Origin of the sequence: Burkholderia sp. Bmkn7 (assembly GCF_041103175.1) — a bacterium.
Lineage (GTDB): Bacteria > Pseudomonadota > Gammaproteobacteria > Burkholderiales > Burkholderiaceae > Burkholderia > Burkholderia cepacia.
The window spans coordinates 1038933-1063485 of sequence record NZ_JBGCUH010000003.1 but is presented as its reverse complement, the minus strand read 5'-3'; the positions used below and the strand labels follow the sequence as shown (position 1 = coordinate 1063485).

20 protein-coding genes are annotated in these 24553 nt (G+C 68.5%); 8 read left to right on the top strand and 12 right to left on the bottom strand.

Annotated elements, in window-relative coordinates; translation table 11 throughout:
• Nucleotides 1-59: 59 nt before the first annotated feature.
• Nucleotides 60-1499 carry a DHA2 family efflux MFS transporter permease subunit gene (locus AB3K92_RS26370; RefSeq protein WP_060377615.1) on the top strand — a complete coding sequence of 480 codons (1440 nt, stop codon included), beginning with the start codon at nucleotides 60-62 and terminating at the stop codon, nucleotides 1497-1499.
• A gap of 299 nt (nucleotides 1500-1798) precedes the next feature.
• Entirely contained in the window at nucleotides 1799-2587 is a 789-nt protein-coding gene (locus AB3K92_RS26365) for a sulfite exporter TauE/SafE family protein (protein WP_021157126.1), read from the top strand.
• 157 nt (nucleotides 2588-2744) lie between these two features.
• Here AB3K92_RS26365 and AB3K92_RS26360 read toward each other — a convergent pair whose 3' ends face one another.
• From AB3K92_RS26360 to AB3K92_RS26350, 3 genes are all read right to left on the bottom strand, one after another.
• Nucleotides 2745-4580 carry a S10 family peptidase gene (locus tag AB3K92_RS26360; RefSeq protein WP_042973160.1) on the bottom strand — a complete coding sequence of 612 codons (1836 nt, stop codon included), beginning with the start codon at nucleotides 4578-4580 and terminating at the stop codon, nucleotides 2745-2747.
• 614 nt (nucleotides 4581-5194) lie between these two features.
• Nucleotides 5195-7285: a D-(-)-3-hydroxybutyrate oligomer hydrolase gene (locus AB3K92_RS26355; protein ID WP_369466113.1), complete on the bottom strand. Its 2091-nt coding sequence runs from the start codon at nucleotides 7283-7285 to the stop codon at nucleotides 5195-5197.
• Nucleotides 7286-7421: 136 nt separating this feature from the next.
• Nucleotides 7422-7787, bottom strand: a complete 366-nt coding sequence (locus tag AB3K92_RS26350; RefSeq protein WP_021157129.1) for a BON domain-containing protein — start codon at nucleotides 7785-7787, stop codon at nucleotides 7422-7424.
• Nucleotides 7788-8210: 423 nt separating this feature from the next.
• Between AB3K92_RS26350 and AB3K92_RS26345 the strand changes: the two genes are divergently transcribed.
• The 3 genes from AB3K92_RS26345 (at nucleotide 8211) to AB3K92_RS26335 (ending at nucleotide 11402) form a co-directional block, all read left to right on the top strand.
• Complete coding sequence (locus AB3K92_RS26345) at nucleotides 8211-9653, top strand: TAXI family TRAP transporter solute-binding subunit (RefSeq protein WP_048029112.1); 1443 nt, start codon at nucleotides 8211-8213, stop codon at nucleotides 9651-9653.
• A gap of 94 nt (nucleotides 9654-9747) precedes the next feature.
• The gene (locus AB3K92_RS26340) at nucleotides 9748-10386 is read left to right on the top strand and encodes a DsbA family protein (RefSeq protein WP_369466112.1); all 639 of its coding nucleotides are present in this window, start codon (nucleotides 9748-9750) and stop codon (nucleotides 10384-10386) included.
• Nucleotides 10387-10454: 68 nt separating this feature from the next.
• The gene (locus tag AB3K92_RS26335) at nucleotides 10455-11402 is read left to right on the top strand and encodes a LysR family transcriptional regulator (protein ID WP_369466111.1); all 948 of its coding nucleotides are present in this window, start codon (nucleotides 10455-10457) and stop codon (nucleotides 11400-11402) included.
• A gap of 39 nt (nucleotides 11403-11441) precedes the next feature.
• Here AB3K92_RS26335 and AB3K92_RS26330 read toward each other — a convergent pair whose 3' ends face one another.
• The 4 genes from AB3K92_RS26330 to xdhA all read right to left on the bottom strand — a co-directional run bounded on the left by AB3K92_RS26330 (nucleotide 11442) and on the right by xdhA (nucleotide 16560).
• Nucleotides 11442-11843, bottom strand: coding sequence for a nuclear transport factor 2 family protein (locus tag AB3K92_RS26330; protein ID WP_021157132.1), 402 nt, complete (start codon nucleotides 11841-11843; stop codon nucleotides 11442-11444).
• Between the two features lie 88 nt (nucleotides 11844-11931).
• Nucleotides 11932-12549, bottom strand: coding sequence for a xanthine dehydrogenase accessory protein XdhC (xdhC, locus tag AB3K92_RS26325; protein WP_060331203.1), 618 nt, complete (start codon nucleotides 12547-12549; stop codon nucleotides 11932-11934).
• An 84-nt stretch (nucleotides 12550-12633) separates the two neighbouring features.
• Entirely contained in the window at nucleotides 12634-14997 is a 2364-nt protein-coding gene (gene xdhB, locus AB3K92_RS26320) for a xanthine dehydrogenase molybdopterin binding subunit (protein ID WP_369466110.1), read from the bottom strand.
• A gap of 18 nt (nucleotides 14998-15015) precedes the next feature.
• Nucleotides 15016-16560: a xanthine dehydrogenase small subunit gene (gene xdhA, locus AB3K92_RS26315; protein ID WP_060130948.1), complete on the bottom strand. Its 1545-nt coding sequence runs from the start codon at nucleotides 16558-16560 to the stop codon at nucleotides 15016-15018.
• 359 nt (nucleotides 16561-16919) lie between these two features.
• Between xdhA and AB3K92_RS26310 the strand changes: the two genes are divergently transcribed.
• Nucleotides 16920-18134, top strand: coding sequence for an MFS transporter (locus AB3K92_RS26310; RefSeq protein WP_059487247.1), 1215 nt, complete (start codon nucleotides 16920-16922; stop codon nucleotides 18132-18134).
• Nucleotides 18135-18229: 95 nt separating this feature from the next.
• On the opposite strand, the gene AB3K92_RS26305 is transcribed toward AB3K92_RS26310, so the two are convergent.
• From AB3K92_RS26305 to AB3K92_RS26295, 3 genes are all read right to left on the bottom strand, one after another.
• Complete coding sequence (locus tag AB3K92_RS26305; protein ID WP_060130946.1) at nucleotides 18230-18826, bottom strand: RES family NAD+ phosphorylase; 597 nt, start codon at nucleotides 18824-18826, stop codon at nucleotides 18230-18232.
• Between the two features lie 9 nt (nucleotides 18827-18835).
• The gene (locus tag AB3K92_RS26300; RefSeq protein ID WP_048023664.1) at nucleotides 18836-19507 is read right to left on the bottom strand and encodes a hypothetical protein; all 672 of its coding nucleotides are present in this window, start codon (nucleotides 19505-19507) and stop codon (nucleotides 18836-18838) included.
• Between the two features lie 113 nt (nucleotides 19508-19620).
• Nucleotides 19621-20511 carry a DMT family transporter gene (locus AB3K92_RS26295; protein WP_059860473.1) on the bottom strand — a complete coding sequence of 297 codons (891 nt, stop codon included), beginning with the start codon at nucleotides 20509-20511 and terminating at the stop codon, nucleotides 19621-19623.
• 137 nt (nucleotides 20512-20648) lie between these two features.
• Between AB3K92_RS26295 and AB3K92_RS26290 the strand changes: the two genes are divergently transcribed.
• On the top strand, nucleotides 20649-21584 hold the full coding sequence (locus tag AB3K92_RS26290) for a helix-turn-helix domain-containing protein (protein ID WP_369466109.1): 936 nt from the start codon (nucleotides 20649-20651) through the stop codon (nucleotides 21582-21584).
• An 18-nt stretch (nucleotides 21585-21602) separates the two neighbouring features.
• Here AB3K92_RS26290 and AB3K92_RS26285 read toward each other — a convergent pair whose 3' ends face one another.
• Together AB3K92_RS26285 and AB3K92_RS26280 are read right to left on the bottom strand one after the other, a co-directional pair.
• Nucleotides 21603-22814: an alanine--glyoxylate aminotransferase family protein gene (locus AB3K92_RS26285; RefSeq protein WP_060051879.1), complete on the bottom strand. Its 1212-nt coding sequence runs from the start codon at nucleotides 22812-22814 to the stop codon at nucleotides 21603-21605.
• 65 nt (nucleotides 22815-22879) lie between these two features.
• Nucleotides 22880-23533, bottom strand: coding sequence for a hypothetical protein (locus AB3K92_RS26280; RefSeq protein ID WP_219707442.1), 654 nt, complete (start codon nucleotides 23531-23533; stop codon nucleotides 22880-22882).
• Between the two features lie 36 nt (nucleotides 23534-23569).
• Here AB3K92_RS26280 and AB3K92_RS26275 point away from each other — a divergent pair, with 36 nt between their 5' ends.
• Nucleotides 23570-24553, top strand: a complete 984-nt coding sequence (locus AB3K92_RS26275) for a LysR family transcriptional regulator (RefSeq protein WP_059487238.1) — start codon at nucleotides 23570-23572, stop codon at nucleotides 24551-24553.

Below are 24553 nucleotides of genomic sequence, written 5' to 3'. Positions count from 1 at the left end.
CCGCGCCGAGGGGGCCTACAATGCATCCTTTCAAATAACTATCAGAAGGCTGCAAGCCCATGACCCACGGGATCCACGGCGAGAAGCGCTGGTACGCGCTGATCGTCCTCTGCCTCGGCGTGCTGATGATCGTGCTCGACAGCACGATCGTGAACGTTGCGCTGCCGTCGATCAGCACCGACCTCCATTTCACCGAAACGGCCCTCGTGTGGGTCGTCAACGCGTACCTGCTGACGTTCGGCGGCTGCCTGCTGCTCGGCGGCCGGCTCGGCGACCTGTATGGCCAGCGGCGCATGTTCCTCGCCGGCCTCGTCGTGTTCACGCTCGCGTCGCTCGCATGCGGCCTCGCCCAGTCGCAGACGATGCTGATCGCCGCGCGCGCGGTGCAAGGGCTCGGCGGCGCGGTGGTGTCGGCCGTGTCGCTGTCGCTGATCATGAATCTCTTCACCGAGCCCGGCGAACGCGCGCGGGCGATGGGCGTGTACGGCTTCGTCTGCGCGGGCGGCGGCAGCATCGGCGTGCTGCTCGGCGGGCTGCTGACGAGCTCGCTGTCGTGGCACTGGATCTTCCTCGTCAACCTGCCGATCGGCATCGCCGTCTATGCGATGTGCGTCGCGCTGCTGCCGCGCCTGCGCGCGCCGGCCGGCACCTCACGGCTCGACGTCGCGGGCGCGGTCACCGTGACCGCGTCGCTGATGCTGGCGGTCTACGGGATCGTCGGCGGCAACGAAGCCGGCTGGCTGTCGACGCAGACCGTCGTGCTGATCGGCGCCGCGGTCGCGCTGCTCGCCCTGTTCATCGCGATCGAGGCGCGCGCCGCGCATCCGCTGATGCCGCTCACGCTGTTCGCCGCGCGCAACGTCGCGCTCGCGAACGTGATCGGCGTGCTGTGGGCGGCCGCGATGTTCGCGTGGTTCTTCCTGTCCGCGCTGTACATGCAGCGTGTGCTCGGCTACGGGCCGCTGCAGGTCGGTCTCGCGTTCCTGCCGGCGAACCTGATCATGGCCGCGTTCTCGCTCGGGCTGTCCGCGCGCATCGTGATGCGCTTCGGGATCCGCGGCCCGATCGCGGCCGGCCTGCTGATCGCGGCCTGCGGCCTCGCCCTGTTTTCGCGCGCGCCGGTGGACGGCGGCTTCGCCTGGCACGTGCTGCCCGGCATGACGCTGCTCGGCATCGGCGCGGGCGTCGCGTTCAACCCGATGCTGCTCGCCGCGATGAGCGACGTCGATCCGGCCGATTCCGGGCTCGCGTCGGGGATCGTCAACACCGCGTTCATGATGGGCGGCGCGCTCGGCCTCGCCGTGCTCGCGAGCCTCGCAGCCGCCCGCACCGACGTGCTCGCGGCCGCGAACGCCGCGCCGCTCGACGCACTGAACGGCGGCTACCATGCAGCCTTCGCGTTCGGCGCGGCATTCGCTGCCGCCGCCGCGCTGATCGGGCTCGCGCTGCGCATCCGGCGGCAGGACGCCGTCGAAGGTACCGGCCCCGCGATGCACTGACGCCGACGAGCCGCAGGCGGCGGATGAATCCGGCCGTCTGTATCGAACCCGGGGCGCGCACCGTCGCGCCCTTTTTCTTCTTCCGGGTGCCGCGCACCGCCCGTCCTGTCGTCGCAGGCCGGCACCGGCCACCACGTTGGCCCTGCCCCGTTCAAACGCCCGTTTCAGCGCCGCCTGCCGCCCGCGCCTTCCCGGCCGATTTTTAACGCAGTCGTACACCGACCCGCCACATTTGCGACAATGGCGGACTTTGACCCACGCGCCGCTACCGCCGAACGCCGCATAACCATCCGCTTCCGATGTCGCTTCCCCATATCGATCTGCTGTACTCGTTGTCCGGCCTGTTCGTCGGCATCCTCGTCGGCCTGACCGGCGTCGGCGGTGGTTCGTTGATGACGCCGATCCTCGTGCTGCTGTTCGGCGTCCACCCCGCGACGGCGGTCGGCACCGACCTGCTCTATGCGGCGGCGACCAAGGCCACCGGCACGCTCGTCCACGGCCTGAAGGGTTCGATCGACTGGCGCATCACGGGCCGGCTCGCGGCAGGCAGCGTGCCGGCCGCGGCCATCACGCTGTGGTGGCTGCACACGCACGGGATGAATACGCCGGGCACCGCGCGGATGATCCAGCTCGTGCTCGGCGTCGCGCTGCTGCTCACGTCGCTCGCGCTGATCTTCCGGCCCCAGCTCACCGCGTTCGCCGCGCGCAACCCGCTCACACCGAGCCCCGCGCGCACGCTGTGGTCGACCGTGCTGACGGGCGCCGTGCTCGGCGTGCTCGTGTCGATGACGTCGGTCGGTGCCGGCGCGATCGGCGTCACCGTGCTCCTGCTGCTGTATCCGATGCTCGCGACGACCCGCATCGTCGGGTCCGACATCGCGCACGCGGTACCGCTCACGCTGGTCGCCGGCATGGGCCACTGGCTGCTCGGCTCGGTCGACTGGTCGATGCTGCTGTCGCTGCTGCTCGGCTCGTTGCCGGGCATCGTGCTCGGCAGCCTGCTGTCGGCGCGCGCACCCGAGCGGCTGCTGCGCAACCTGCTCGCCGCGACGCTCGTCGCGGTCGGCGTGAGGCTCGTGCTCGCGTAGGCGGGCGCCGATCCCGCCCTTCGCCCGCGGTTGCGCTTTTTCCCGGCCAGCGCCGCCGACGCGCCGCGCCCGCCTCCGCTGCGATGAAAAACAGCCCGACCGGCCTGCGCCGATCGGGCTGTCGTCCATCCGGGGCGGCTCGAGCCGCCCGCTCCGCTTACTGCCCTTGCTGCTGCAGTTTCTGCTGCTTGAGTTGCTGCGTGCGCGCCTGCAGCTTCAGCACCCGTTGCAGCGCAGTACGGTTCGCGAGGATGCCGTCGTAGAAGTTGGCGAGATCGCCCTTCAGCGCGGTGCGCGACGCGTCGTTCAGGTAGATCATGTGGCCCGACGGGTAGTTCTTGATCGTCAGGTTCTGCGCCTTGAGCGTCGGGTCGAGCGGCATCTGCGCGAGCGTCAGCTCCGTCTGGTGGAACGGCGTGACGGCGTCGAAATAGCCGTTCGCCGACAGCACCTTCAGGTCCGGGTTCACGCTCATCGTCGACGCCAGGTCGCCGGCCGTGTACAGCGTGTTGCCGCCGCCCTTGTTCGCGCCGGTCGGGTCGGTGTGGCTGAAGTCCCAGTTGTTGAAGACCTGGTCGTTCAGGTCCACGAACGACGACGTCGACGTGTACTTGAGGTCGGTGTTGATGTAGCTGTTCCACAGCACCGTATACGCGCCGCCGACGTTCGTGATCGACGGATCGTTGCTGCCCGAGTTCGGCAGGATGTACGGCGCGATGCCCTTGCCCGTGAAGTTCGCGCGACCGTCGTACTGGCCGATCTGCGTGCCCGGCACGAGCGTCAGGAAGAACGTGTACGGCGGGTTGTCGTCCGACGACGGCACGTTGCCGAGCGCGGCCGGGTTGCCGAACGTCTGGATCAGCGACGTCGGGTCCGTGCCGATGTACGCGCCCATCTGCTGCGCGGTCTGCAGGTTCAGGTTCAGCCGCACGTTCACGAAGCCGCCGTCCTGCGGGTTCGGCTTCTGTGCAAGCGGCGCGAGCGTGTTGTCCGCGTAGTTGCGGGCCTGGACCATGTACGCGTCGAGATCGGTCGGCGTCGGGTTGAGCGTCGTCTTCTTCCAGTAGAACGCGTCGGCCGCGAGTGTCGGGAACGTGCCCGGCGCGGACAACGCATTCGCGTAGTCGAGGATCGACGACTGCAGCGTGATCCCGTTCAGGTCGATGCCGTCCTCGTGCAGCACCCACGACACGACCGCGCTGCGCGCGGTGCCGTACGACTCGCCGTACAGGAATTTCGGCGAATTCCAGCGCGAGTACTTGGTCAGGTAGCGCTGGATGAAGCGGTCGATCGAGCGGGCGTCCTGGTCGGTGCCCCAGAAGTCCTTGTTCTTCGCCGGGGCGATCGCCGCCGAATAACCGGTGCCGACCGGGTTGATGAACACGAGGTCGGTACGGTCGAGCAGGCTGTCCGGGTTGTCGAGCAGCTTGTACGGCGCGGGCGGCGTGAAGTTCGGGAACGACGACTGCAGGCGCTTCGGCCCGTACGAGCCGAGCAGCAGGTAGACCGACGACGAGCCGGGGCCGCCGTTGTAGAAGAACGTGACCGGGCGCGGCTTCGACGGGTCCGGATTGTCCTGCGTGTACGCGACGTAGAACATCTTCGCGTTCGGCGCCGACGTGACCGGGTCGATCGTCGTCAGGTGGCCCGTGGTGGCCGTGTACTTGATGGTCTTGCCGCCGATCGTGACCGAACGGTGGACGACGGCCGCCCCTTCCGTGGAATCCGTGACCGCGTCGTTCGGCCCGGTGCCGTACACGTCGGTGTCGACGTACGGCTGGTCGGCCGCTGCGGCCGTTGCGCTGGTGTTGGCCTGCGTGCTGGCGCCGGCCGACGTCGCGGCCGCGGCGGCGGCCGAAGCAGCCGGGCTCGGCCCGTCGTCGCCGCCGCACCCCGTGACGAGCAGCGCCGCGGCCGCGGCTGCGGCGAGCGGCACGCTCAGTGTCGTTCCGAATAGCGCGAAACCGTCTTTCAAGGACTTCCGTGTCGTCATTATTGCCTCTCGAACAGAACGATAAATACCGCCGGTCGCAAAGGATCATTTGCGCCGGCGCTCCGCACCAGGAATGCATTCGTTATGCGACGCACTCCGAGTTTTTTACCGGATCGGCGAATACCGATCGGCACGATTTACCCCACCCATGTTTTTTTGCAACCGCACAATGGAATCAATTCCATTGCAAACGGCAATTCAATAATCCGCAGCAATACGAATTCATTGCGCGAATTTGCATGCACACAAAATCGACGGCAAAAACACACCCCGCAAGGCCCGCCCGACAAGGGCACCTCGCTTCGAACAGACGAACGATCCCCCTCGGCGAGATACCGATTAATCGCAGAACAGCGATCAACCGTGACTCGAGCCGATTTAACAAAATCGAAAGGATCGATTAACTAAACGGAAAGGAATATCTTCGTATCTGTAATTTATTAAATTAAGTGAAAATACCGGCGCATATTAGGGTTCTGATTTACCGCCGTAAAGTAAGAATTTGTTACAGCGCTCGCCATTCGGACAAAAGCCAATCCGGGACCGATTCCATTCGCTCAAAGGAAAAAGCCGGACGGCTGTCCGGCTTCGTGCGGGCGGCGCGGCGGGCGCCGTCAGAGCGGCACGTCGATCGCGCCGGCACCGGTCGTGATCGCGTTCGCCCCCGGCGCGGCCGAGATCGGCGGCAGGTTCGCGCTCGTCAGCGCGGGCGCGGCGCCCGGCGTGCCGCCGCGCGGCACCGTGCGGATCACCTGCGACGGCGGCAGCGGCGCACCGTTCTTCAGGTGCCGCCACATCAGGTTCAGCGCCTGCACGTTGTAGTAGTGAACCGGCACGAAGCGCGTGTCGAAGCCCGGCACCGGCAGGAACGCGTCGAAGTGCTGGCCATTCGTCACCTCGTAGAACACGAGCCGGCTGCGCCCGCCTTCGCTGATGCCGTTCTGCGCGACGTACGCGCGCGATGCGTGGTTCACGGGCACCAGCGCATCGCTGCGGCCCTGGACGATGATCGCCGGCTTGCCCTGCAGGTTCGCGTTCACGCGCACCGCGTCGACGTTCGCGGGCATCCCGAGCATCCCGTTCGTCCAGAGCTGGCGCAGGCACAGCGCGCCCGCGAAACTCGCATCGGGTGTCGCGAGCCGGTGGTCGATACCCGCGCCCGTGTTGAACACCAGGTTGATGCCGGCCGTCGGCGGCACGCCGTTGCCGACGCCGAAGACGGTCGGCATCGGCGACGTGGCAGGCGCGGCGACGGCGCCCGTTGCCGGGTTCGTCGTCGCGAAGCTGAAATTGCACAGGTTGTCGGTGACGCGCGAGCGCGTGTATGCGTTCGCATACGTGACGGCGATCGCCGGAATCGCCTGCGAATCCCACATCGGCGCTTGCAGCAGGTCGGAATCGGCAAGGTAGCCGGCCGCGTGGAGCTGCGCGAGCGCGTCGGCGGCCTGGCTTTGCGTATCGGCCCCCGCCACCAGCCCGGCCGCGGCGAGCGTCGCGCAGCGCTGCGTGCGGATCGACTGCGTGGTCGCCGCCGGCAGCGCGCTCAGGTACGGCGCACCGGCGAGCGACGCCGACGCGGCCGCGCACGGCTGAAGCAGGTTCGCGAGGGTCGCGTAGTCGGCCAGCGGCCGGCCGAACGACGGCACCGGCTGGCCGCCCGAGCGCACGACCGCATTCGGCGCCATCCGCACGTTGATTTGCGGCTCGCCGACCACGACCGCGGTGATCCAGCCGCGACTGTCCTGCTCGGCCGCCGCGAGCGACGCGCCGCCGCCGTTGCTGACCGACGCGGCGATCGTCGTGATGTCGCCCGCGCGATAGCGCACGCCGTGATGCGAGCTGTCGATCAGCGGGCCGAACTGCTCGTTGAGCGCCCAGTACGCGAACTCGACCGACTGCAGCGTCACGCGCCCCCAGTCCTGCTCGGGATTCTGCTGCGAATGCGCGTGCTTGAACGCATAGCGGTTCGGGAAGCGGGAATTGAAGGTGGCGAGATCGCCGCTCGTCACGTTCGCGGTGAACAGGCTCGCGGTGCCGGCCAGCACCGCGTTGGCGAGCGTGCCGTCGATCAGCGTGACGGTGTCCGACATGAGTTCGTGCGCGCCGTTGCCGCCGCCCTTGTCGTTGTAGGCGACCGCGCAGCCGCGCTTGAGCGCCCATTCGCCGGCTGCGGAAATCGCGCCGTACACGCCGCGCGAGCCCGACGACGTCGCGGTGACGATGCACGGCTGCGCGGGATTGAAGCTGGCGGGCACCTGCACGAGCAGCGTCACGTTCTTGCTGCCGCTGCCGTCGTCGGAGTACGCGAGATATTCGGTGCCGGGGATCTTGCCTTCGCCGAGCGTGTCGTTGCCGTCGAGATCGACGTTCGGCCCCCAGAAGCGGCCGTAGCCGCCGTTCGCGCTCATGTCGACGAGCGCGCGGTAGTTCGACCAGATCGCCAGGCGGCGCAGCTCGGCGCCAGTCGGCCGGGCGGCGTTCGCGAAGCCGGGGGCGGTGGCCGAGCCGAGGCCCGTCTTGCCGAGGCCGGCCGTCAGCAGGTCGTCGCTCGCGCCGTCATAGGCTGTCGTGCGCACGCTGCCGGACACGAAACCGGGCAACCGGTTGCGCTCGGCCGATTCGTCGCCGTTACAGGCGCCGAGTAGCGCGATCGCGGCCAGCGCCGCGCCGAAAACCATCCGCCTGCCCCACCCGAGCCTCGTCATCGCCGCCCTCTCGATATCGTTATCGGTCCGCCGCCGCTTCATGCGGCTTGCGGCCTCTCAAGCGCAAACGGGCCCCGGCATGCCGGGGCCCGCCTGGAAACGGGCGCACGCGGCGCTCGCGCGCCGCCGCCCGGCATCACTGCTGCTGAACCGTCAGCTTGTTCGTGACCGACGTCACGCCCGCCACGCCCTTGGCTGCAGCTTCGGCCTTGTCGATCTGGTCCTGGGCCGGCATCGTGCCTTCCAGCGTGATCGCGCCGCCCTTCGAACGCACGACGAGGTTCGACACGTTCACGCCCGATTCCTTCGAAATCGCCTTGCGCACCGTATAGCCGAGCTTGCGGTTCGCCTTCTTCGCGGTTTTCGCGGCGGCCTTCGGCGCGCTGGTCGCTGCCGCGGGCGCTTCCGTTGCCGCCGCATCGCTCGACTGCGCATACACGCTGCCCGACAGACAGGCCGCCACGGCGGCGACACCCAACGCTCTCAACACGATCGACTTCATGCTATCTCCTTATCACTCCGGAACGGCCGTGCACAGTACGGCCGGATACCCCCAAAAACAGCCGGCCCGCGCGCGAACGGGCGGGACAGCCGGTGTTTTCCACGGCGATACGAGAGAGGCAAGACGGGCTGGCGGACGGCGCACGCGAGAGCGGGCCGGCCGGGCCGGACAGCCGCCGGCCGGACGCGCCCGGTCTCATTGCGTGCCGGGTCGCGCGCGAATCGGGCGCGGCTGCGTCGCACAATGTAATCCAGCGCCCGCGGAAGCGCAAAGCTTTTGACGCGGCGGCCCCCGCCGCTGTCGTCGCGCCGCCGCGCCGCACTCGCGCACGCACCGCGAAACCGGGTACCATCGCCGCGAGAATCCGCCTCGTCCGCGCCGACCGTCACCGATACGTCACGCCAGCGTCATCCGCCGCCCCCCATGAAGCCAGCCCGCCCCCGCCCGCCTCGCCGCATCCTCGCCCGTTTCGTCGCGGTGTCGTGGCGCGACCTCGCGCTGTCGATCGGCCCCACCGTGCTGCTCGCCGCCACGGCCGTCTGGCTCGCGGTCAAGCTGATCCAGCCGGCCCCGCCGTCCACGCTCGTGATCTCGTCCGGGCCGCCCGGCAGCACGTACTGGAACGCCGCGCAGAAATACAAGACGATCCTCGCGAAGAACGGCGTCACGCTCGACGTCCAGTCGTCCGAAGGGTCCGCCCAGAACCTCGCGCGGCTGTCGAACCCGAACGCGCCGGTCGACGTCGGCTTCGTGCAGAGCGGCATCGGCCCGAAGGAGCGCGACGAGCACCTCGTGTCGCTGGGCAGCATCGGCTACGTGCCGCTCGCGATCATGTACCGCGGCCCGGTCGTCGCGCGCCTGTCCGATTTCAAGGGCAAGCGGCTCGCGCTCGGCGCGGAAGGCAGCGGCGCGCGCGAACTGAGCCTCGCGCTGCTGAAGATGAACGGCATCGTGCCGGGCGGGTCGACCGAGCTGCTGCCGACCGCCGGCGAGGATGCGGCCACCGCGCTGCTCGACGGCAAGATCGACGCGGCATTCCTGTCCGGCGACTCGACGCAGATCCCGGTGATGGCGAAGCTGTTCCGCGCACCGGGCGTGCACGTGTATTCGTTCACCCAGGCCGAGGCGTATGCGCGGCGCTTCCCGTACCTGACCGCGATCACGCTGCCGATGGGCGTCTACGATCTCGGCCGCAACCTGCCGCCCGCCGACATCCACACGGTCGCGCCGACCATCGAGCTGGTCGCACGCGACTCGCTGCACCCCGCGCTGTCCGACCTGCTGATCGAGGCCGCGCGCGAGGTGCACGGCCACGCGACGATCCTGCAGCACGCAGGCGAATTCCCGTCGTCCGTCACGCGCGGCTTCCCGCTGTCCGACGACGCCGCGCGCTACTACAAATCCGGCAAGTCCTTCCTGTACCGGCGGCTGCCGTTCTGGGTCGCGAGCCTCGTCGACCGGCTGCTCGTCGTGGTCGTGCCGCTGATCGTCGTGCTGATCCCCGGGCTGCGGCTCGTGCCGTCGCTGTACGGCTGGCGCGTGCGCTCGCGCATCTACCGCTGGTACGGCGCGCTGATCGCGCTCGAGCGCCGCGCGCTCGGCGAGCACACGGCCGAGGAGCGCGTGCAGTTGCTCGACGAACTCGACGACATCGAGGAAGCCGTGAACCGGATGAAGATGCCGCTCGCCTATGCGGGCCAGTTCTACGTGCTGCGCGAGCACATCGGCTTCGTGCGCGAACGGCTCACCGCGCACGACCACGACACGCCGGCCGGCCCGCCGGGCGCCGGCGGTGCGCCGCAGGCACGTGCCGACGCCGCGCCACCGGCCGGCGCGCCCCCTCGGGCGACTCCCGGTTCCGCTTGACCGGACGATCCGCGATCATTGCCGCATGCGTGCGCCGCCGCGTAACATGGAGGCCGCCGCCAGACGCCGCACGCCCCATCCACTGGAGATCGACATGACAACCGGCCTCGATATCGCCCAGCCCGCCTGGTTCTTCGACTTCGTGTCGCCGTTCTCCTACCTGCTCCTCGAACAGCACGACAAGTGGCCGGACGTGCCGTTCGAACCCGTCGCCGTGTCGCTGCCCGACCTGCAGCGGCACTGGGGGCAGCGCCCCAGCGCCGACGTGCCGGCCAAGCGCGTGTTCACGTACCGTCACGCGCTGTTCCGCGCCGAGCAGCTCGGCATCCGCTTCAAGATGCCGCCCGCTCACCCGTTCGAGTCCGACAAGGTGCTGCGCCTCGCGATCGCGCTGCGCGCCGACATCGCGACCGTGCTGGAGATGTTCCGCTTCATCTGGCGCGACGGCAACGACTCGTCGACGCCGGAAGGGTTCGCGGCATTGTGCGAGCGGGTCGGCGTCGGCCACGGCGACGAGCTGATCGAATTCGAGGAGACCGCCGCGCAGCTGGCGCGCAACAACGCCGACGCGATCGCGCTCGGGGTGTTCGGCGTGCCGACGTTCTGGATGAACCGGCAGCTGTTCTGGGGCGAGGACGCGCTGCCGATGGTGCTGTACTGCGCGCGCACGCCGAACTGGCTCGAATCGCGCGAGGTCAAGCGGATCAGCGCGCTGCCGAAGGGCCGCGCGTGATGGCCGGTATCACGCACGGCAACGCGCGATTACGGTAACGTTACGCGTCACCCGAATCACCCCCACCGATGGAAGACGACGACCGTACCGCCTCGCTCGATATCTGGCTCGTGCGTGTGCTGCGCACGCTGCTGCTCGAGCGCAGCGTCACGCAGGCCGCGCTGCGGCTGAACCAGACCCAGCCCGCGATCAGCACCGCGCTGCGCAAGCTGCGCGAGACGCTGAACGACCCGATCCTCGTGCGCGGCAAATCCGGCATGGTGCCGACCGAATACGGCGCGTCGCTGCTCGAGGCCGCGCAGCGCGCGCTGCGCGAGGTCGATTTCATCGCGACGCCGCACGGCGACTTCGATCCGTCGTCCGCACGGCGCACGTTCCGCGTCGCCGCGCCCGATTACCTGAACGATTTCTTCATGCCGACGCTGATCGAACGCTTTCGCGACGCGGCGCCGCATGCGCACCTGGAAATCGATTCGCTGAATCCCGCGCTCGATCATGCGGGCGCGCTCGAATCCGGCGCGCTCGATCTCGTGATCGGCAACTGGCCGAAACCCGACCCGCAGTTCGCACGCCAGGACCTGTTCTCCGACACGATCGTGTGCCTGATGCGCGACGCGCACCCGCTCGCGCGCGGGCCGCTCACGCGCGACGCGTACGCGTCGGCCGCGCACGTCGCGCCGACGCCGTACACCGGCGACAAACGCAACGCGATCGAGATCGGCCTTGCCCGCGCGCACCTCACGCGGCGCATCGTGACGACGCTTCCGTACTTCGGGATCGTGCCGCAGGTGCTGCTGCAGTCTGACCTGATCTTCACGACGACGCGCCGCTTCGCGACGCATTATGCGCAGTTGCTGCCGCTCGTCGTCGTCACGCCGCCGGTGCCGTTTCCGCGCATCAAGAGCTACCTGCTCACGCATCCGCAACCCGACCGGCCGACCGACATCGCGTGGCTGTGCGCGCTGATGCAGAGCGTGTCCGACGAGCTGACGGTCGCCCGCGGCCGCAAGCGCTGAGCCGCGAGCGTCGAGCCTCGGCGCGGCCACTCAGGCCGCTCAGGCCGTGCAGAAGGTTTCCTGCAGATGGGTCCAGCGCACGACGCCCGCCGCGTCGCGTTCGAACACGGCGGTCGCACGGCGCGCGGGCAGCTCGCCCGAGGCCGCGTGCTGCGCTTCGAGATAGGTGAGCGTCGCATGTGACGCGTCGGCCGTGAGCACGCGGGTGTCCGACAGCGTGATGCGCAGCCCCGGCTTCGCGCCGGCGAGCTTCGCGAACAGCGCGCGCGTGCCGTCGTGGTCGACCTCGCGGCCGTCGGTCAGGATCATCGTGAAATCGGCGGAGAACCAAGCGAGCAGCGCGTCGAGCGCCCCGGGCGCGGTATCGGCGCCGGACAGCCAGCGCTCGATGGCGACGAGGCTCGCATCGAGCGTGTCGAGATAAACCTGGTGATCGGACATGGTGCGTGCACGGTAAGGCGCGGCCCGGTGCCGCGCGTCGTCGTGCAGTGTATGCAAAAACGCGCGGCCATGCCCTGGCCGCGCCATGCTACCGCGCGCAGGACACGTCGTCGCGCGCACGCCCCGCCGCCGCGGCCTTCGCATCGGCCACCGGCATGCCCGAGCGCGCCTGCAGCAGCTCCGCGCACACGGCCACCGCGATCGCGCCCGGCGCCTTGTCGACGATGCCCGCGACGCCGATCGGGCACACCATCTCGACGAGCCGCGCCGGATCGACGCCGCGCGCGGCAAGCCGGCGTTCGAACTTCACGCGCTTGGTGCGCGAGCCGATCATCCCGAAGTACGCATAGTCGCGCCGCCGCATGATCTGAGCGGCGAGCGAGAAGTCGAGCGCGTGGTTGTGCGTCATCACGAGGAAATATGCGCCGGGCGGCGCCGCGTCGACGACGGCCTCCGGCGTGTCGGTCGGCTCCGGCTGCACGTTCGGCGGACATTCGTCCGGGAACAGCTCGTCGCGCGTGTCGACCCACTGCACGACGCACGGCAGCGCGCCGAGCAGCGTGACGAGCGCGTGACCGACGTGCCCGGCGCCGAACAGCACGATGTGCATCGGCGCCCGCGTGCCGCTCGCGCGGTTGCGCTGGCCGGTGCCCTGCGCGAACGCCTCCGGCGGCGCGGTGCGAAGCGAGCGCGTGGGGCCGTTCATGTCAGCCTCCGCCGGGCCGCCCCAAGGAGGCTGACCGCCCCCATCGGAAGCAGCGAACGAAGCGAGCACGGGAGCCGTTTCATCTCAGCCTGCCTGACCGGCGCGCGCCGCACGCACTGCGCTGACCGCGCGCAGGATCGACTCGCCGGTGGCCGGCGCATCGAGCGGCGGGTTCACCTGGTAGTCGCCGACCGCGGCCACCGCGTCGCGCACCGCGAAGAACACCGAGAACGGCAGCAGTAGCGGCGGCTCGCCGACGGCCTTCGAACGGTGGATGCTGTCCTCGACGTTGCGGTTCTTGAACAGCTGCACGTTGAACTCGGGCGGCGTGTCGTTCACCGTCGGGATCTTGTACGTCGACGGCGCATGCGTCATCAGCTTGCCGCCCTTGTTCCACCACAGCTCCTCGGTCGTCAGCCAGCCCATCCCCTGGATGAACGCGCCTTCGACCTGGCCGATGTCGAGCGCCGGGTTCAGCGATGCGCCCACGTCGTGCAGCGCATCGACGCGCAGCGTGCGCATCTCCCCGGTCAGCGTGTCGATCACGACTTCCGACACGGCCGCGCCGTACGAGTAGTAGTAGAACGGCCGGCCCTGCAGCTTCGACTGATCCCAGTACAACTTCGGCGTCGCGTAGAAACCGTCGGACCACAGCTGCACGCGCGCGAGGTACGCCTTCGCGATCACGTCGCCGAACGGCACGCCGTTGCCGCCGACCCACACGAAATCGTTGCCGAACTTCACGTCGGCCGCGTCGACCTTGCCGTCGCCGAACTGCTTCGCCGCGAACACCGCGAGCCGCTCACGCAGCTGGCGCGCCGCATCCTGCGCCGCCTTGCCGTTCAGGTCCGAGCCCGTGGAAGCGGCCGTCGCGGACGTGTTCGCGACCTTGCTGGTGTCGGTCGCCGTCACGCGGATCCGGCCGAAGCGGATGCCGAGCTCGTGCGCGACGACCTGCGCGACCTTCGTGTTGAGCCCCTGCCCCATCTCCGTGCCGCCGTGGTTCACGAGCACCGAGCCGTCGGTATAGATGTGCACCAGCGCGCCGGCCTGGTTGAAGTGCGTGACGTTGAACGCGATGCCGAACTTCACCGGCGTGAGCGCAATGCCCTTCTTCAGCACCGTGTTGCGCGCGTTGAATTCGCGCACGCCCGCGCGCCGCGCGCGGTAGTCGCTCGTCGCCTCGAGTTCGCCGAGCAGCTCCTGCAGCACGTTGTCCTCGACCGTCTGCCCGTATGGCGTCACGTTGCGTTCGGTCTTGCCGTACAGGTTCGCGTAGCGCACGTCGAGCGGATCGCGATCGAGCGAGCGCGCGATGTCGTCGAGGATGTACTCGATCGCGAACGCGCCCTGCGGGCCGCCGAAGCCGCGGAACGCGGTGTTCGACTGCGTGTTGGTCTTGCCGCAGTAGCCGGCGATGTTCACGTCGCCGAGCCAGTACGCGTTGTCGAAATGGCATACCGCGCGCGTCATCACCGGGCCCGACAGGTCGGCCGAGAAGCCGCAGCGCGACGTCATGTCGAGCGCGACGCCGTCGATGCGGCCGTCGTCGTCGTAACCGACGTCGAAGCGGTAATGGAAGTCGTGGCGCTTGCCGGTGATCATCATGTCGTCGTCGCGATCCGGACGCAGCTTCACCGGGCACAGCAGCTTCCACGCGGCGAGCGCCGCGCAGCACGCGAACAGGCCCGACTGCGATTCCTTGCCGCCGAACCCGCCGCCCATCCGGCGACACTCGACGAGCACGTTGTGCGACGCGACGCCGAGCACGTGCGCGACGAGGTGCTGCATCTCGCTCGGGTGCTGCGTCGAGCAGTACACATGCATCCCGTCGTCGTCCTTCGGCACCGCGTACGCGATCTGCCCTTCGAGGTAGAACTGCTCCTGGCCGCCGAGCAGCATTTCGCCCGACTCGCGGTGCGGTGCGGCGGCAAGGCGCGCGGCCGCGTCGCCGCGCGCGAGCTTCAGCGGCGGGATCACGTAGGTTTCGGCCGCGCGCGCTTCCTGCGCGGTGAGAATCGCCGGCAACTCCTCGTAGTCGATCTGTGCGCGGCGCGCGGCAAGCCGCGCGGTTTCATGCGACGTCGCGACGACGATGAACATCGGCTGGCCGACGAACTGCACGATGCCCTTCGCGAGCACCGGGTCGTCGTGGATGATCGGGCCGCAATCGTTGACGCCCGGAATGTCGTCGGCCGTGAACACGGCGACCACGCCCGGCGTCGCGCGCACCGCGTCGAAGTTCATCGACACGATTTTCGCGTGCAGTTTCGCCGACAGGCCGAGCGCCGCGTGCAGCGTGCCCGCGACGATCGGGATGTCGTCGGTGTAGGTGGCACGTCCGCTGACGTGCAGGTGCGCGGATTCGTGCGCGCGCGAGACGTGGACCTGCGCGGCGTCGGCTTGCGGATCGAGGGTGTTCAGGAACGGTTCTGCTTGCTGGTTCATGTTCGGGGTTCTCCGTCTTCAGACGCGCGCCGCGTCGGTGCCGGTTTCGGCGGCCACTTCACGCACATTCAGGGCTTGCGGCGGCAGCGGGTCGTGCGGGCGCGTCTCCAGCCAGAATCGGTACATCAGGTTCTTCGCGGTATCGAGGCGGTACGTGCTCGTCGCGCGCATGTCGGACAGCGGCTGGTAGTCGCGCTCGAGCGCCTGCATCGCGGCCTGCGCGGTGGCTTCGTGCCACGTCGCGCCGTCGAGCAGACTTTCCGTGTGCGTCGCCCGCTTCGGCGTCGCGGCCATTCCGCCGAACGCGATGCGCGGCTCGCGGATCGTGTCGCCGTCCGCGATGAACGCGAACGCCGCGCACACGGCCGAGATGTCGGAGTCGAACCGCTTCGACAGCTTGTACGTGCGGAACTGCAGCTTTTCGCGCGCGCCGGTGCGGGTCGGCACCTTCAGGCCGACGACGAATTCGTGCGGCGCCATGTCCTTCTGCTGGTAGCCCGTGTACAGCGCCTCGAGCGGCAGCTCGCGCACCGTGTCGCCGCCGCGCAGCACCACGCGTGCGCCGAGCGCGATCAGGCCCGGCATCGAATCGCCGATCGGCGAGCCGTTCGCGACGTTGCCGCCGATCGTGCCGGCGTTGCGGATCGGCAGCGACGCGAAGCGCTTCCACATTTCGGTCAGCTCCGGATATGTACCGGCCAGCGCCGCATACCCGTTCTCGACCGTCACGCCCGCGCCGATCTCGATCCAGTCGTCGCCGTGCACGACACGCTGCAGCTCGGCGATCCGGCCGACGTAGATCAGGTCGTCGAGCCGGCGCATCTGCTTCGTGACCCACAAGCCGATGTCGGTGCTGCCTGCCAGAATGCGCGCGTCGGGCCGCTCGGCCTTCAGCGCGGCCAGCGCGTCGAGCGTGCGCGGCGCCGCGAAGCGCGCGCCGTCGTGCGTCGTGTAGTCGAACGTGTCGTCGCGCTTGAGCGACGCGAGCGTGCGGGCCAGCGCGGCCGTGTCGACCGGCGCCGACGGTGCCGGTGCGTCGAACATCTGCACCGCGGCATCGACGATCGGCCGGTAGCCGGTGCAGCGGCACAGGTTGCCGGTCAGCGCATCGGCGATCTCGGTGCGCGTCGGCACGTCCTTCGCCTTCGCGCACGCGCTGCCGCAGCCTTCGTGGCCGTGCTTCTCGTACAGCGCCCACATCGACATCACGAAGCCCGGCGTGCAGAACCCGCATTGCGAACCGTGGCAGTCGACCATCGCCTGCTGCACCGGATGCAGCGCGCCGTTCGGCTGACGCAGGTCCTCGACCGTCAGCAGCGCCTTGCCGTCGAGCGTCGGCAGGAACTGGATGCATGCGTTGACGGCCTTGAACTCGACCGCGCCGGTGTCGGTCAGCTCGCCGACGACGACCGTGCATGCGCCGCAGTCGCCTTCCGCGCAGCCTTCCTTGGTGCCGGTGCAATGCGCGTCCTCGCGCAGATACTGCAGCACGGTGCGGGTGACGTCCGCGCCGCTGACTTCGCGGATCGCGTGACGATGGTAGAAGCGGATCGGCTCACTCATGTCTCGATGATTCTTCAAATGGGGGGCAAGGCGGCCTGCGCAGTGCGCTCGACCGACGTTTTTCTGACAGTTTGCACGCTAACACCATCAAATTTCGCAACCCATAGCCCATCACGCATGGGGCCCATATAACTGCCGCGATATGAACGCCGGGGAACGCCGGGGGAGCGCCGGGGCCGCCCGCAGCCCTTTCCGCACGGTGCCCTGCACCCGTTCCAGACGCCTTCAACACCGTCCGCCATCGTCAAAAACGGGGTGCGACTAACTAAATGGTACCTGCGTGAAAACCGGTTCCATGGGAAAATCCCGATTCCCTTTTTCGCCGTCTTCCGCTCGCTTCGTTCATTCGTTCCGACCCCATGTCAACCGATTCCGCCACACCGCCGCGCAGCGGGTTCGCGGTCACGCTGCAAATCGTGTCCGTCGTCTGCTTCACGTTCATCTGCTACCTGACCATCGGCCTGCCGCTCGCGGTGCTGCCGGGCTTCGTCCATGACGACCTCGGTTTTTCCGCGATCGTCGCGGGCGGCGCGATCAGCGTCCAGTATTTCGCGACGCTCGCGTCGCGGCCGCTCGCCGGGCGCTTCGCCGATACGCTCGGGCCGAAGCAGACGGTGCTGCGCGGGCTGGTCGGCTGCGGGGTGTCGGGCGTGCTGCTGCTCGTCGCGCTGCTGCTGGCCCACTGGCCGGTCGCGAGCCTCGTGCTGCTAGTCGCGAGCCGTCTCGTACTCGGCGTCGGCGAGAGCCTGTGCGGCACCGGTGCGATCCTGTGGGGCATCGGTCGGGTCGGCGTCACGCACAACGCGAAGGTCATCTCGTGGAACGGGATCGCCACCTACGGCGCACTCGCGCTCGGCGCGCCGGTCGGCGTCGCGATCGCGCATACGCTGAATCCGGCGCTGATCGGCGTGATCGTGATCGCGCTCGCCGCGGCCGGCTTCTATCTCGCGCGCCTGATCGATTCCGTGCCGCTCGTGCACGGCGAACGGATGTCGTATGCGAGCGTGTTCACGCGCGTGCTGCCGCACGGCCTCGGCCTCGCGCTCGGCTCGGCCGGCTTCGGCTCGATCGCCACCTTCGTCACGCTGTACTACGCGGCGCGCCACTGGCCGAACGCCGCACTGTCGCTGACCGTGTTCGGCACGCTGTTCATCGGCGCGCGCCTGCTGTTCGCGAACACGATCAAGACCTACGGCGGCTTCCGCGTCGCGATCGTGTCGTTCGCGTTCGAATGCTCGGGCCTCCTGCTGCTGTGGCTCGCGCCCGTGCCGCATGTCGCGCTCGTCGGCGCCGCGCTGACGGGTTTCGGCTTCGCGCTGATCTTCCCGGCACTCGGCGTCGAGGCCGTCGCGCTCGTGCCGCCCGCGAGCCGCGGCGCGGCGCTGTCCGCGTACTCGGTGTTCCTCGACCTGTCGCTCGGCATCACGGGCCCGCTCGCCGGCTATGTCGCGGGCGCGTTCGGTTATCCGCAGGTGTTCCTGTTCGCGGCGGTGGCCGCCGCCGCGGGCGTCGCGCTGTCGATGGTGCTGTACCAGCGGCAGGCGCGGGTTGCGGGGAGCGGCGCGGCGGCATGAGCGCCCGGGCCGCGGGATATCGCGCGGGCCCTCCTTCCGACGAAAGCCGCGCGGGTCCATTCGTCGGCGTCCGGCGAAACACGGCTTGACGTGACTTAACGCGGCAGTATGTTGAAGTCCCGCAGCACGCGGGCAGCGTCGACGTGGCGCCGGAACGGCACGGCGCGCTCGAGCGTGAGCTTCGGTTCGGCACGATCGAAAAGCACGAGCGCTTCCGACGTGTTGAGATGGCGTGACATATACAGAAAACCATCGACCCGGCGGCCATGCCCGTGCACAGCGAGCGACCATTGCTGCGGGATGCCGTACGGTACGACGGTCGACAGCGCGCCGTCGCCGCCAAGGTTTTTCAGCGGCAAGCCGTGCAGGACGGCCACCGTCAGCGGCGAGCCGGTAAACGACAGCACGAAGCGCTCGAGCTCCGTCGTCACGAGCGGAAAGCCGCCAGCGGCGAGATCGGCGACTTCGTCGTGCAGCACCGTCTCGGCGAACGCACAGTGCATGTCGAAACCGAAATAGCTGGTGCCATACCGGCGCCGCTTGCGCGGGTCGTCGAAACGGTTGCCGCCCGACTTGCCGAAGTACGGCTCGCCCGTCTCGTACCGGGAAACGCGCACCAGCGCCGCCGGCGGAATCGTCCGCGTAACCAGCGTCGCATTCGCGAAGTGTTCGCTCGGCGGCCTCAACGTCAACCGCCCCTCCTAGCGTTCCGCGAACGCCGCCGCGGCACGCTCGACCTCGGCAAGCTTCCCCTGCGACAGCGCCTTCAGCGGCGTGACGTTGCCGAGGGACGCCTTGGGCGTCGTGAAGAATTGCCATTTGCTCCACCCCGGCAACCCACCGAGGCATTGCGTCACCTTTCCGAGCGTCTTGCGATCGATATCGCCCGTCAGATAAAAGGCCGGGTAGTACTGCGCCGCCCCCACGTCGACCGCGAAGATGCGCCCCGACACGACCGCCTTGCTGAGCGCCTGCCGTGTCATGCCGAGCCCTGCCCAGATCTCCGCGGCCGGCAGCAGCGCGCCCTTCGCGACGAGCGCCCGCCGTTCGGCCAGCGCACGCTGCTCGAAATCGGCGGCCGCGGCATCCGCGCGGGCCACCGGCCTCGCAGGCGGTTTCCTGCGAACGGACGGTTGCCTGTCGCGGGTCGCGGCGGCAGCGATGCCGAACGTGATCGTGCCGGCCAGATCGATGACCTGGGCGATACCGACCTTGAACAAGTGCCCCAGTTGTTCGTCCGACAGCCTGAGCAGCGCCCGGGCCCGATCGGGCCCGAGCATGGTCGCGGCGCCGACGGCGCTGCGCAGCGCCTCCTCGGTCTCGACATCGAGAACCGCAGCCGCGCCTTCAAGCGCATGAGCCTGCCTGACCATCGCTACCTCCTCGCACGACCGGAAGCTCGAGAGTAGGCCCGATTCGAAACCAAGTCAACCATGACAACCAAACTGACGAGCGGGCAGGCGACATCGGGCGGCCCCCTCATCCGTCACGCCGTCCTCGGAAACAGCCTCCGCGTCAGGTCGAACGCGACCAGGTTGCCGGCCACCACCAGCAGCAGCCCGACCACCGCGAGCGGCGACCACTGGTAATCCTCGAACACCGTCGACACCGCCAGCGCGACGATCGGGAACAGCACCGTGCAGTACGCGGCACGCTCCGGCCCGATCCGGCCGACAAGGGTCAGATAGGCGGTGAAACCGATCACCGAGCCCGGCACGGCCAGGTAGACGAGCGCGCCGAGATAACGCGGGCTCGTGTCGAGCGTGAACGGCAAGCCGGCCGCTGCGCTGCCGACGGTCAGGATCGCCGCGCCGATCAGCATCGCCCAGCCGTTGGTCGCGAGCGGGTGCAGCCCCATCGACTGCATCCGGCTCGACAGCAGGTTGCCGGCCGAGAAGCACATCGTGCCCGCCAGCGCGATCGCGAGCCCCATCCAGGTCGCGTGGTCGTCGAGATGGCCGGCCATCTGCTGCCAGAACAGGCACGCGATGCCGGTCAGGCCGAGCAGCGCGCCGGCGATCGCCGACGGCCGCAGCGGGCGGCCCATGAACAGCCGGCCGTTGATCGAATTCAACAGCGGCGCGGTCGAGAAGATCACCGCGACGAGGCCGCTCGGTACGACCTGTTCCGCGTAGTAGAAGCACAGGAAGTTCAGGCAGAACAGCGCGAAGCCCTGCGCCAGCAGGAAACGCCACGCTTCGCGCGGCGGGCGCACCGGCCGGCGCATCACGCGCAGCAGCGCGAACAGCACGGCGGCCGCGAGCCAGAAGCGCCATGCGATCGACACGGGCGGCGGCACGGAGCCGAGCTGCCACTTGATCGCGATCCAGGTGGTGCCCCAGATCAACACGGTGACGAAATAAAGCGACAGGTTCATGGCGGCGACGATCCAAAAAGACGGGTGAAACGGGACTCCGACTATGCCGCCGCCCAACGCGCGCCGATTGTCCGGAATTGCGGTCTTTTTCGGGCCGCCGCCCGCGGCGCCGCCCGCCCGCTTATACTCGGCCCATCATGAGCCTCACCCTTTCCGCGCCCCCCATCGACCACCCCGCCGCCCTGGCCGGCGGCGATCTGCCGTTCGGCCTGCAGTCGGTCTGCCGCACGCTCGCAGACGCGAACGCGACGCTCGAGCGCCTTGCGTGGCTCGGCGACCATCTCGCGATCGCTGAATGGACGCGGATCACCGACGAAAGCGAGACGATCTACGAGCAGCCGGGCCACCACACGCTGTCGTGCTACCTCGACGGCGGCTACCAGACGGAACGCCAGCGCGTGCCGCGCTACGGTGCGCCGAGCCTGCTGTGCGCGCTGCCCGGCGACCACGAATCACGCTGGTGGGTGCGCGGGGAGATGCACTTCATCCACCTGTATTTCCTGCCCGAGCACTTCACGCAGCGCGCGATTCGCGAACTCGACCGCGAGCCGCGCGAGCTAAAGCTCGCCGACCGCACCTACTTCGAGGATGCGCGCGTCGCCGCCCTGCTGCGCTCGCTCGCGCTGGATGGCTGGGACGATGCCGACGAGCGGCTGCGCGTGAACGAGACCGCACATGAGGTGCTGAGCCTGCTGCTGCGCGGGCAGAGCACGACCCGCACCGACACGTCGTTCCGCGGCGGGCTCGCGCCGGCCGTGCGCCGCCGCGTGCGCGACTACATCGACACGTACCTGACGCAACCGCTGACGCTCGGCGAACTCGCCGACGTCGCCGCGCTGTCCGAGTACCACTTTTCGCGGATGTTCCGGTTGTCGTTCGGCCGGGCGCCGCACGCGTGGGTGGCCGAGCAACGGCTGGCGCGGGCGCGCGAGCTGTTGCGCACGACGGCGCTGCCGCTCGCGCAGATCGCGGCCGACTGCGGCTATGCAAATGCCGGCCACTTCAGCCATCGCTTCCGCGACGCTCACGGTACGACGCCGAATACCTACCGGCGTGCGATGCAGGGCCGCTGAGCGCGGCCCCGTCGCCGCTTACGCGCCGCGCCGCGACAGTTCCTGTTCGAGCGCCGCGACGCCGGCCGGCAGGTCGACCGGCACCTTCAGGTCGACCATCGTGCGACCGAACGCATGCAGCGTCCGGAACAGGTTGTGTTCACGGCACTGCTCGCCCATCTGTCCGATCCGCACGATCGGCAACCCGAACGAGCCCGAGATCTCGACCTGGTACTGCTTCGAGATGTGGCCGCAGACCATCCCCGGCGTCAGCCCTTCCGGCGTCTCGATCCCGACGACCGAGTTCAGCCGGCAATCCTTCGGCGCATAGAGCCTGAGCCCCATCGACTCGACGCCTGCCTGCAGCGCAAGCGAGCAGCGCAGGTGGCGCGCGAAGCGGCTTTCGAGCGTCTCCGCGCAGACGAGCCGCAGCGCTTCGTGCAGCGCGAGCACGCCCGACACGGGCGCCGTGTAGTGATAGCCCGCGTTGTGCCAGAAATTCTCCGCGAGCGCCATGTCGAGGCACCAGTGCGCGTTCGGTTCGGGGCGCTGCTTCATCCGGTTCCACGCGGCGTCGGAGAACGCGATCAGCGATACGCCGGGAATCGACGACAGTCCTTTCTGGCCCCCCGTGATCACCGCGTCGATGCCCCACGCGTCCATCTCGAGCGGCATCGTCGACAGCGTGCACACCGCGTCGACCACGACCAGCGCGCCGGCCGCCTTCGCGAGCGCCGCGATGTCGCGCAGGTCGCGGTTCCACACGGTGTTCGACGTCTCGCCCTGCACGATCGTGACGATCTCGGGCCGCTCGCGCGCGATGGCATCCGCGATCTCGTCGAGGCTCGCGACCGCGCGATCGGCCACTTCGAGCGTCGCGACGTCGGCGCCGACGCGCGTGGCCATCTCGGCCATCCGCGCGCTGAAGAAGCCATTGCGGATCGACAGCACGCGGGTACCGCGCCACGCGAGGTTCGAGATCGCCATTTCCATCGCGGCCGAACCGGGGCCCGCGACGCCGAGCACCCACTTCGTGCGGGTCTGGAACACGTAGCGCGCCATCTCCTTCACCTGCTCGATGATCTTCGCCATCGTCGCGCCGAGGTGGTTGATCACGATCGTGTTCGCCTTCGCGACGGCGGCCGGGATCGGAACCGGGCCGGCCCCCATCATCAGCAGCGGTTCTTCGGGCAGGATCGCGTCGAGCGGCACGACGACGGGACAGGGAATCGGCGAGTAATCGATGGACATGGCGGGTAAAAGGTGAGGAAAGGAAGTGCACGGACGCTCGCCGCGCTGCATGGCGAACTGATCGATCATTCCGTGTTCCGCCGCCTCGCGCAAGAGGCACGCACGACCGGACAGCGCAACGCTGGCCCGGTCGCCGGACCGGGCCAGCCAGCCGTGCGTGTGCCGCACGCCAGCCATTCGAAATGAGAAACGATTGCGGGCGAGGTTGTGAAACGGTTCCATTGGTACGCCACGCGCACGATTTTCTCCGTCAATAACACCGTGATTCGTCGAAACCGCCGGTTCAACGCGACTTCTGCATCAAAAAAATAGACCGAATCCGCCCTAAAAATCGCCTCATGGAATCCGGCACGCAAAATCGACGTGCCGCCCCAAAAAACATCCATTACCTCTGCATGTATTGGGGTACGCTTCCCTTCAATACCGGAGCAAGTGCACCAGAATTGCCTACAACCCATTGATTGACATATGAAATACCAGAAACCCAGCGCTTGCTCTAATACCCTGCCGTCTTTGAACGGCAGGCATCGATACAGCACCGTGTTTAACGCGTTACTCCCTATTTCGATTTTCCGCAACCCGCCCCTTTTCGCAGGTTGACGGATATCGCTTCTGTATTGAACAATCGTCTGCGGAATCGAAAAAAACGATTTTTCGATACGAAGGAAAACTGGGTGCCGCGCGATACGCTTTCGAGGTTGCGCGGCGAAAAGCGTCAACCATAATCAATCAACCGGGCCAGAAATACGCAAGCCATGAACCAGATTCAGACCATGCGTGTATTCGTCTGCGTCGCCGAGCAGCAGAGCTTTCGGCGCGCGGCGCACCATCTCGGCGTGTCCAATGCACTCGTCACGCGTTCGATCGCGATGCTCGAGGGCCACCTGAACACACGGCTGATCCACCGCACCACGCGCAACCTGTCGCTTACCGAGGCCGGCGTGCGCTACCTCGACGGGTGCCGTGCGCTGCTCGAGGAATTCGACCACCTCGAATCGTCCGTCGCGCATGCCGTGCGCGAACCGGCCGGCACGCTGCGCGTCGTCGCGTCGGGCCTGCTGTCGCCGCTTGCACTGACGCCGCTCGTCAGCAGCTTCCGGCACCGCTACCCCGAGTTGCGCGTGCAGCTGACCGTCTCCGAGGGGCCGCTCGACGTGCTCGATTCGGGTTACGACGTCGGCATCGTCACGGGCAACCGGCTCGACGGCAACCCGACGCTGATCGGCCACGCGCTCGCGCCGAACCCGTTCGTCGCGTGCGCGGCACCGGCCTATCTCGAGCGACGCGGCGAGCCGCGCTTGCCCGACGACCTGCCGGGCCACGACTGGGTCACGCTCGCATCGCACCAGCATGCGCCCGCGTGGCAACTGGTCGGCCACGACGGCATCGCGCATTCCGTCACGGTGCGCCCGACCTGCACGGTCAACCAGCTCGCGCTCGTCCAGGCGGCGGCCGTGGCCGGCGCCGGCATCGCGGTGCTGCCCGAGCCGTGCGTCGCAGGCGCGCTCGCGAACGGCACGCTCGTGCGGCTGATGGCCGGCTACCGGATCGACGATCCCGACACGCAACTGTCGCTTGTCTACCCGAACCGCCAGTACGTGCCGGCCCGCACGCGCAGCTTCGTCGAGCACGCGCTCGATCACTTCAGTGCGCAGCCGGCCCGCGAACGAACCGACTACGGCTTCCTGCGGCCGCCGCGCGGGCCCGACCGCTCCGACATCGTCACGGGCCTGCAGTAA

Bases quoted from the DNA above. Each gene is read 5' to 3' on its own strand.
- AB3K92_RS26370 (WP_060377615.1), top strand. From the start codon at position 60: ATGACCCACGGGATCCACGGCGAGAAGCGCTGGTACGCGCTGATCGTC.
- AB3K92_RS26365 (WP_021157126.1), top strand. From the start codon at position 1,799: ATGTCGCTTCCCCATATCGATCTGCTGTACTCGTTGTCCGGCCTGTTC.
- AB3K92_RS26360 (WP_042973160.1), bottom strand. From the start codon at position 4,580: ATGACGACACGGAAGTCCTTGAAAGACGGTTTCGCGCTATTCGGAACG.
- AB3K92_RS26355 (WP_369466113.1), bottom strand. From the start codon at position 7,285: ATGACGAGGCTCGGGTGGGGCAGGCGGATGGTTTTCGGCGCGGCGCTG.
- AB3K92_RS26350 (WP_021157129.1), bottom strand. From the start codon at position 7,787: ATGAAGTCGATCGTGTTGAGAGCGTTGGGTGTCGCCGCCGTGGCGGCC.
- AB3K92_RS26345 (WP_048029112.1), top strand. From the start codon at position 8,211: ATGAAGCCAGCCCGCCCCCGCCCGCCTCGCCGCATCCTCGCCCGTTTC.
- AB3K92_RS26340 (WP_369466112.1), top strand. From the start codon at position 9,748: ATGACAACCGGCCTCGATATCGCCCAGCCCGCCTGGTTCTTCGACTTC.
- AB3K92_RS26335 (WP_369466111.1), top strand. From the start codon at position 10,455: ATGGAAGACGACGACCGTACCGCCTCGCTCGATATCTGGCTCGTGCGT.
- AB3K92_RS26330 (WP_021157132.1), bottom strand. From the start codon at position 11,843: ATGTCCGATCACCAGGTTTATCTCGACACGCTCGATGCGAGCCTCGTC.
- xdhC (WP_060331203.1), bottom strand. From the start codon at position 12,549: ATGAACGGCCCCACGCGCTCGCTTCGCACCGCGCCGCCGGAGGCGTTC.
- xdhB (WP_369466110.1), bottom strand. From the start codon at position 14,997: ATGAACCAGCAAGCAGAACCGTTCCTGAACACCCTCGATCCGCAAGCC.
- xdhA (WP_060130948.1), bottom strand. From the start codon at position 16,560: ATGAGTGAGCCGATCCGCTTCTACCATCGTCACGCGATCCGCGAAGTC.
- AB3K92_RS26310 (WP_059487247.1), top strand. From the start codon at position 16,920: ATGTCAACCGATTCCGCCACACCGCCGCGCAGCGGGTTCGCGGTCACG.
- AB3K92_RS26300 (WP_048023664.1), bottom strand. From the start codon at position 19,507: ATGGTCAGGCAGGCTCATGCGCTTGAAGGCGCGGCTGCGGTTCTCGAT.
- AB3K92_RS26295 (WP_059860473.1), bottom strand. From the start codon at position 20,511: ATGAACCTGTCGCTTTATTTCGTCACCGTGTTGATCTGGGGCACCACC.
- AB3K92_RS26290 (WP_369466109.1), top strand. From the start codon at position 20,649: ATGAGCCTCACCCTTTCCGCGCCCCCCATCGACCACCCCGCCGCCCTG.
- AB3K92_RS26285 (WP_060051879.1), bottom strand. From the start codon at position 22,814: ATGTCCATCGATTACTCGCCGATTCCCTGTCCCGTCGTCGTGCCGCTC.
- AB3K92_RS26275 (WP_059487238.1), top strand. From the start codon at position 23,570: ATGAACCAGATTCAGACCATGCGTGTATTCGTCTGCGTCGCCGAGCAG.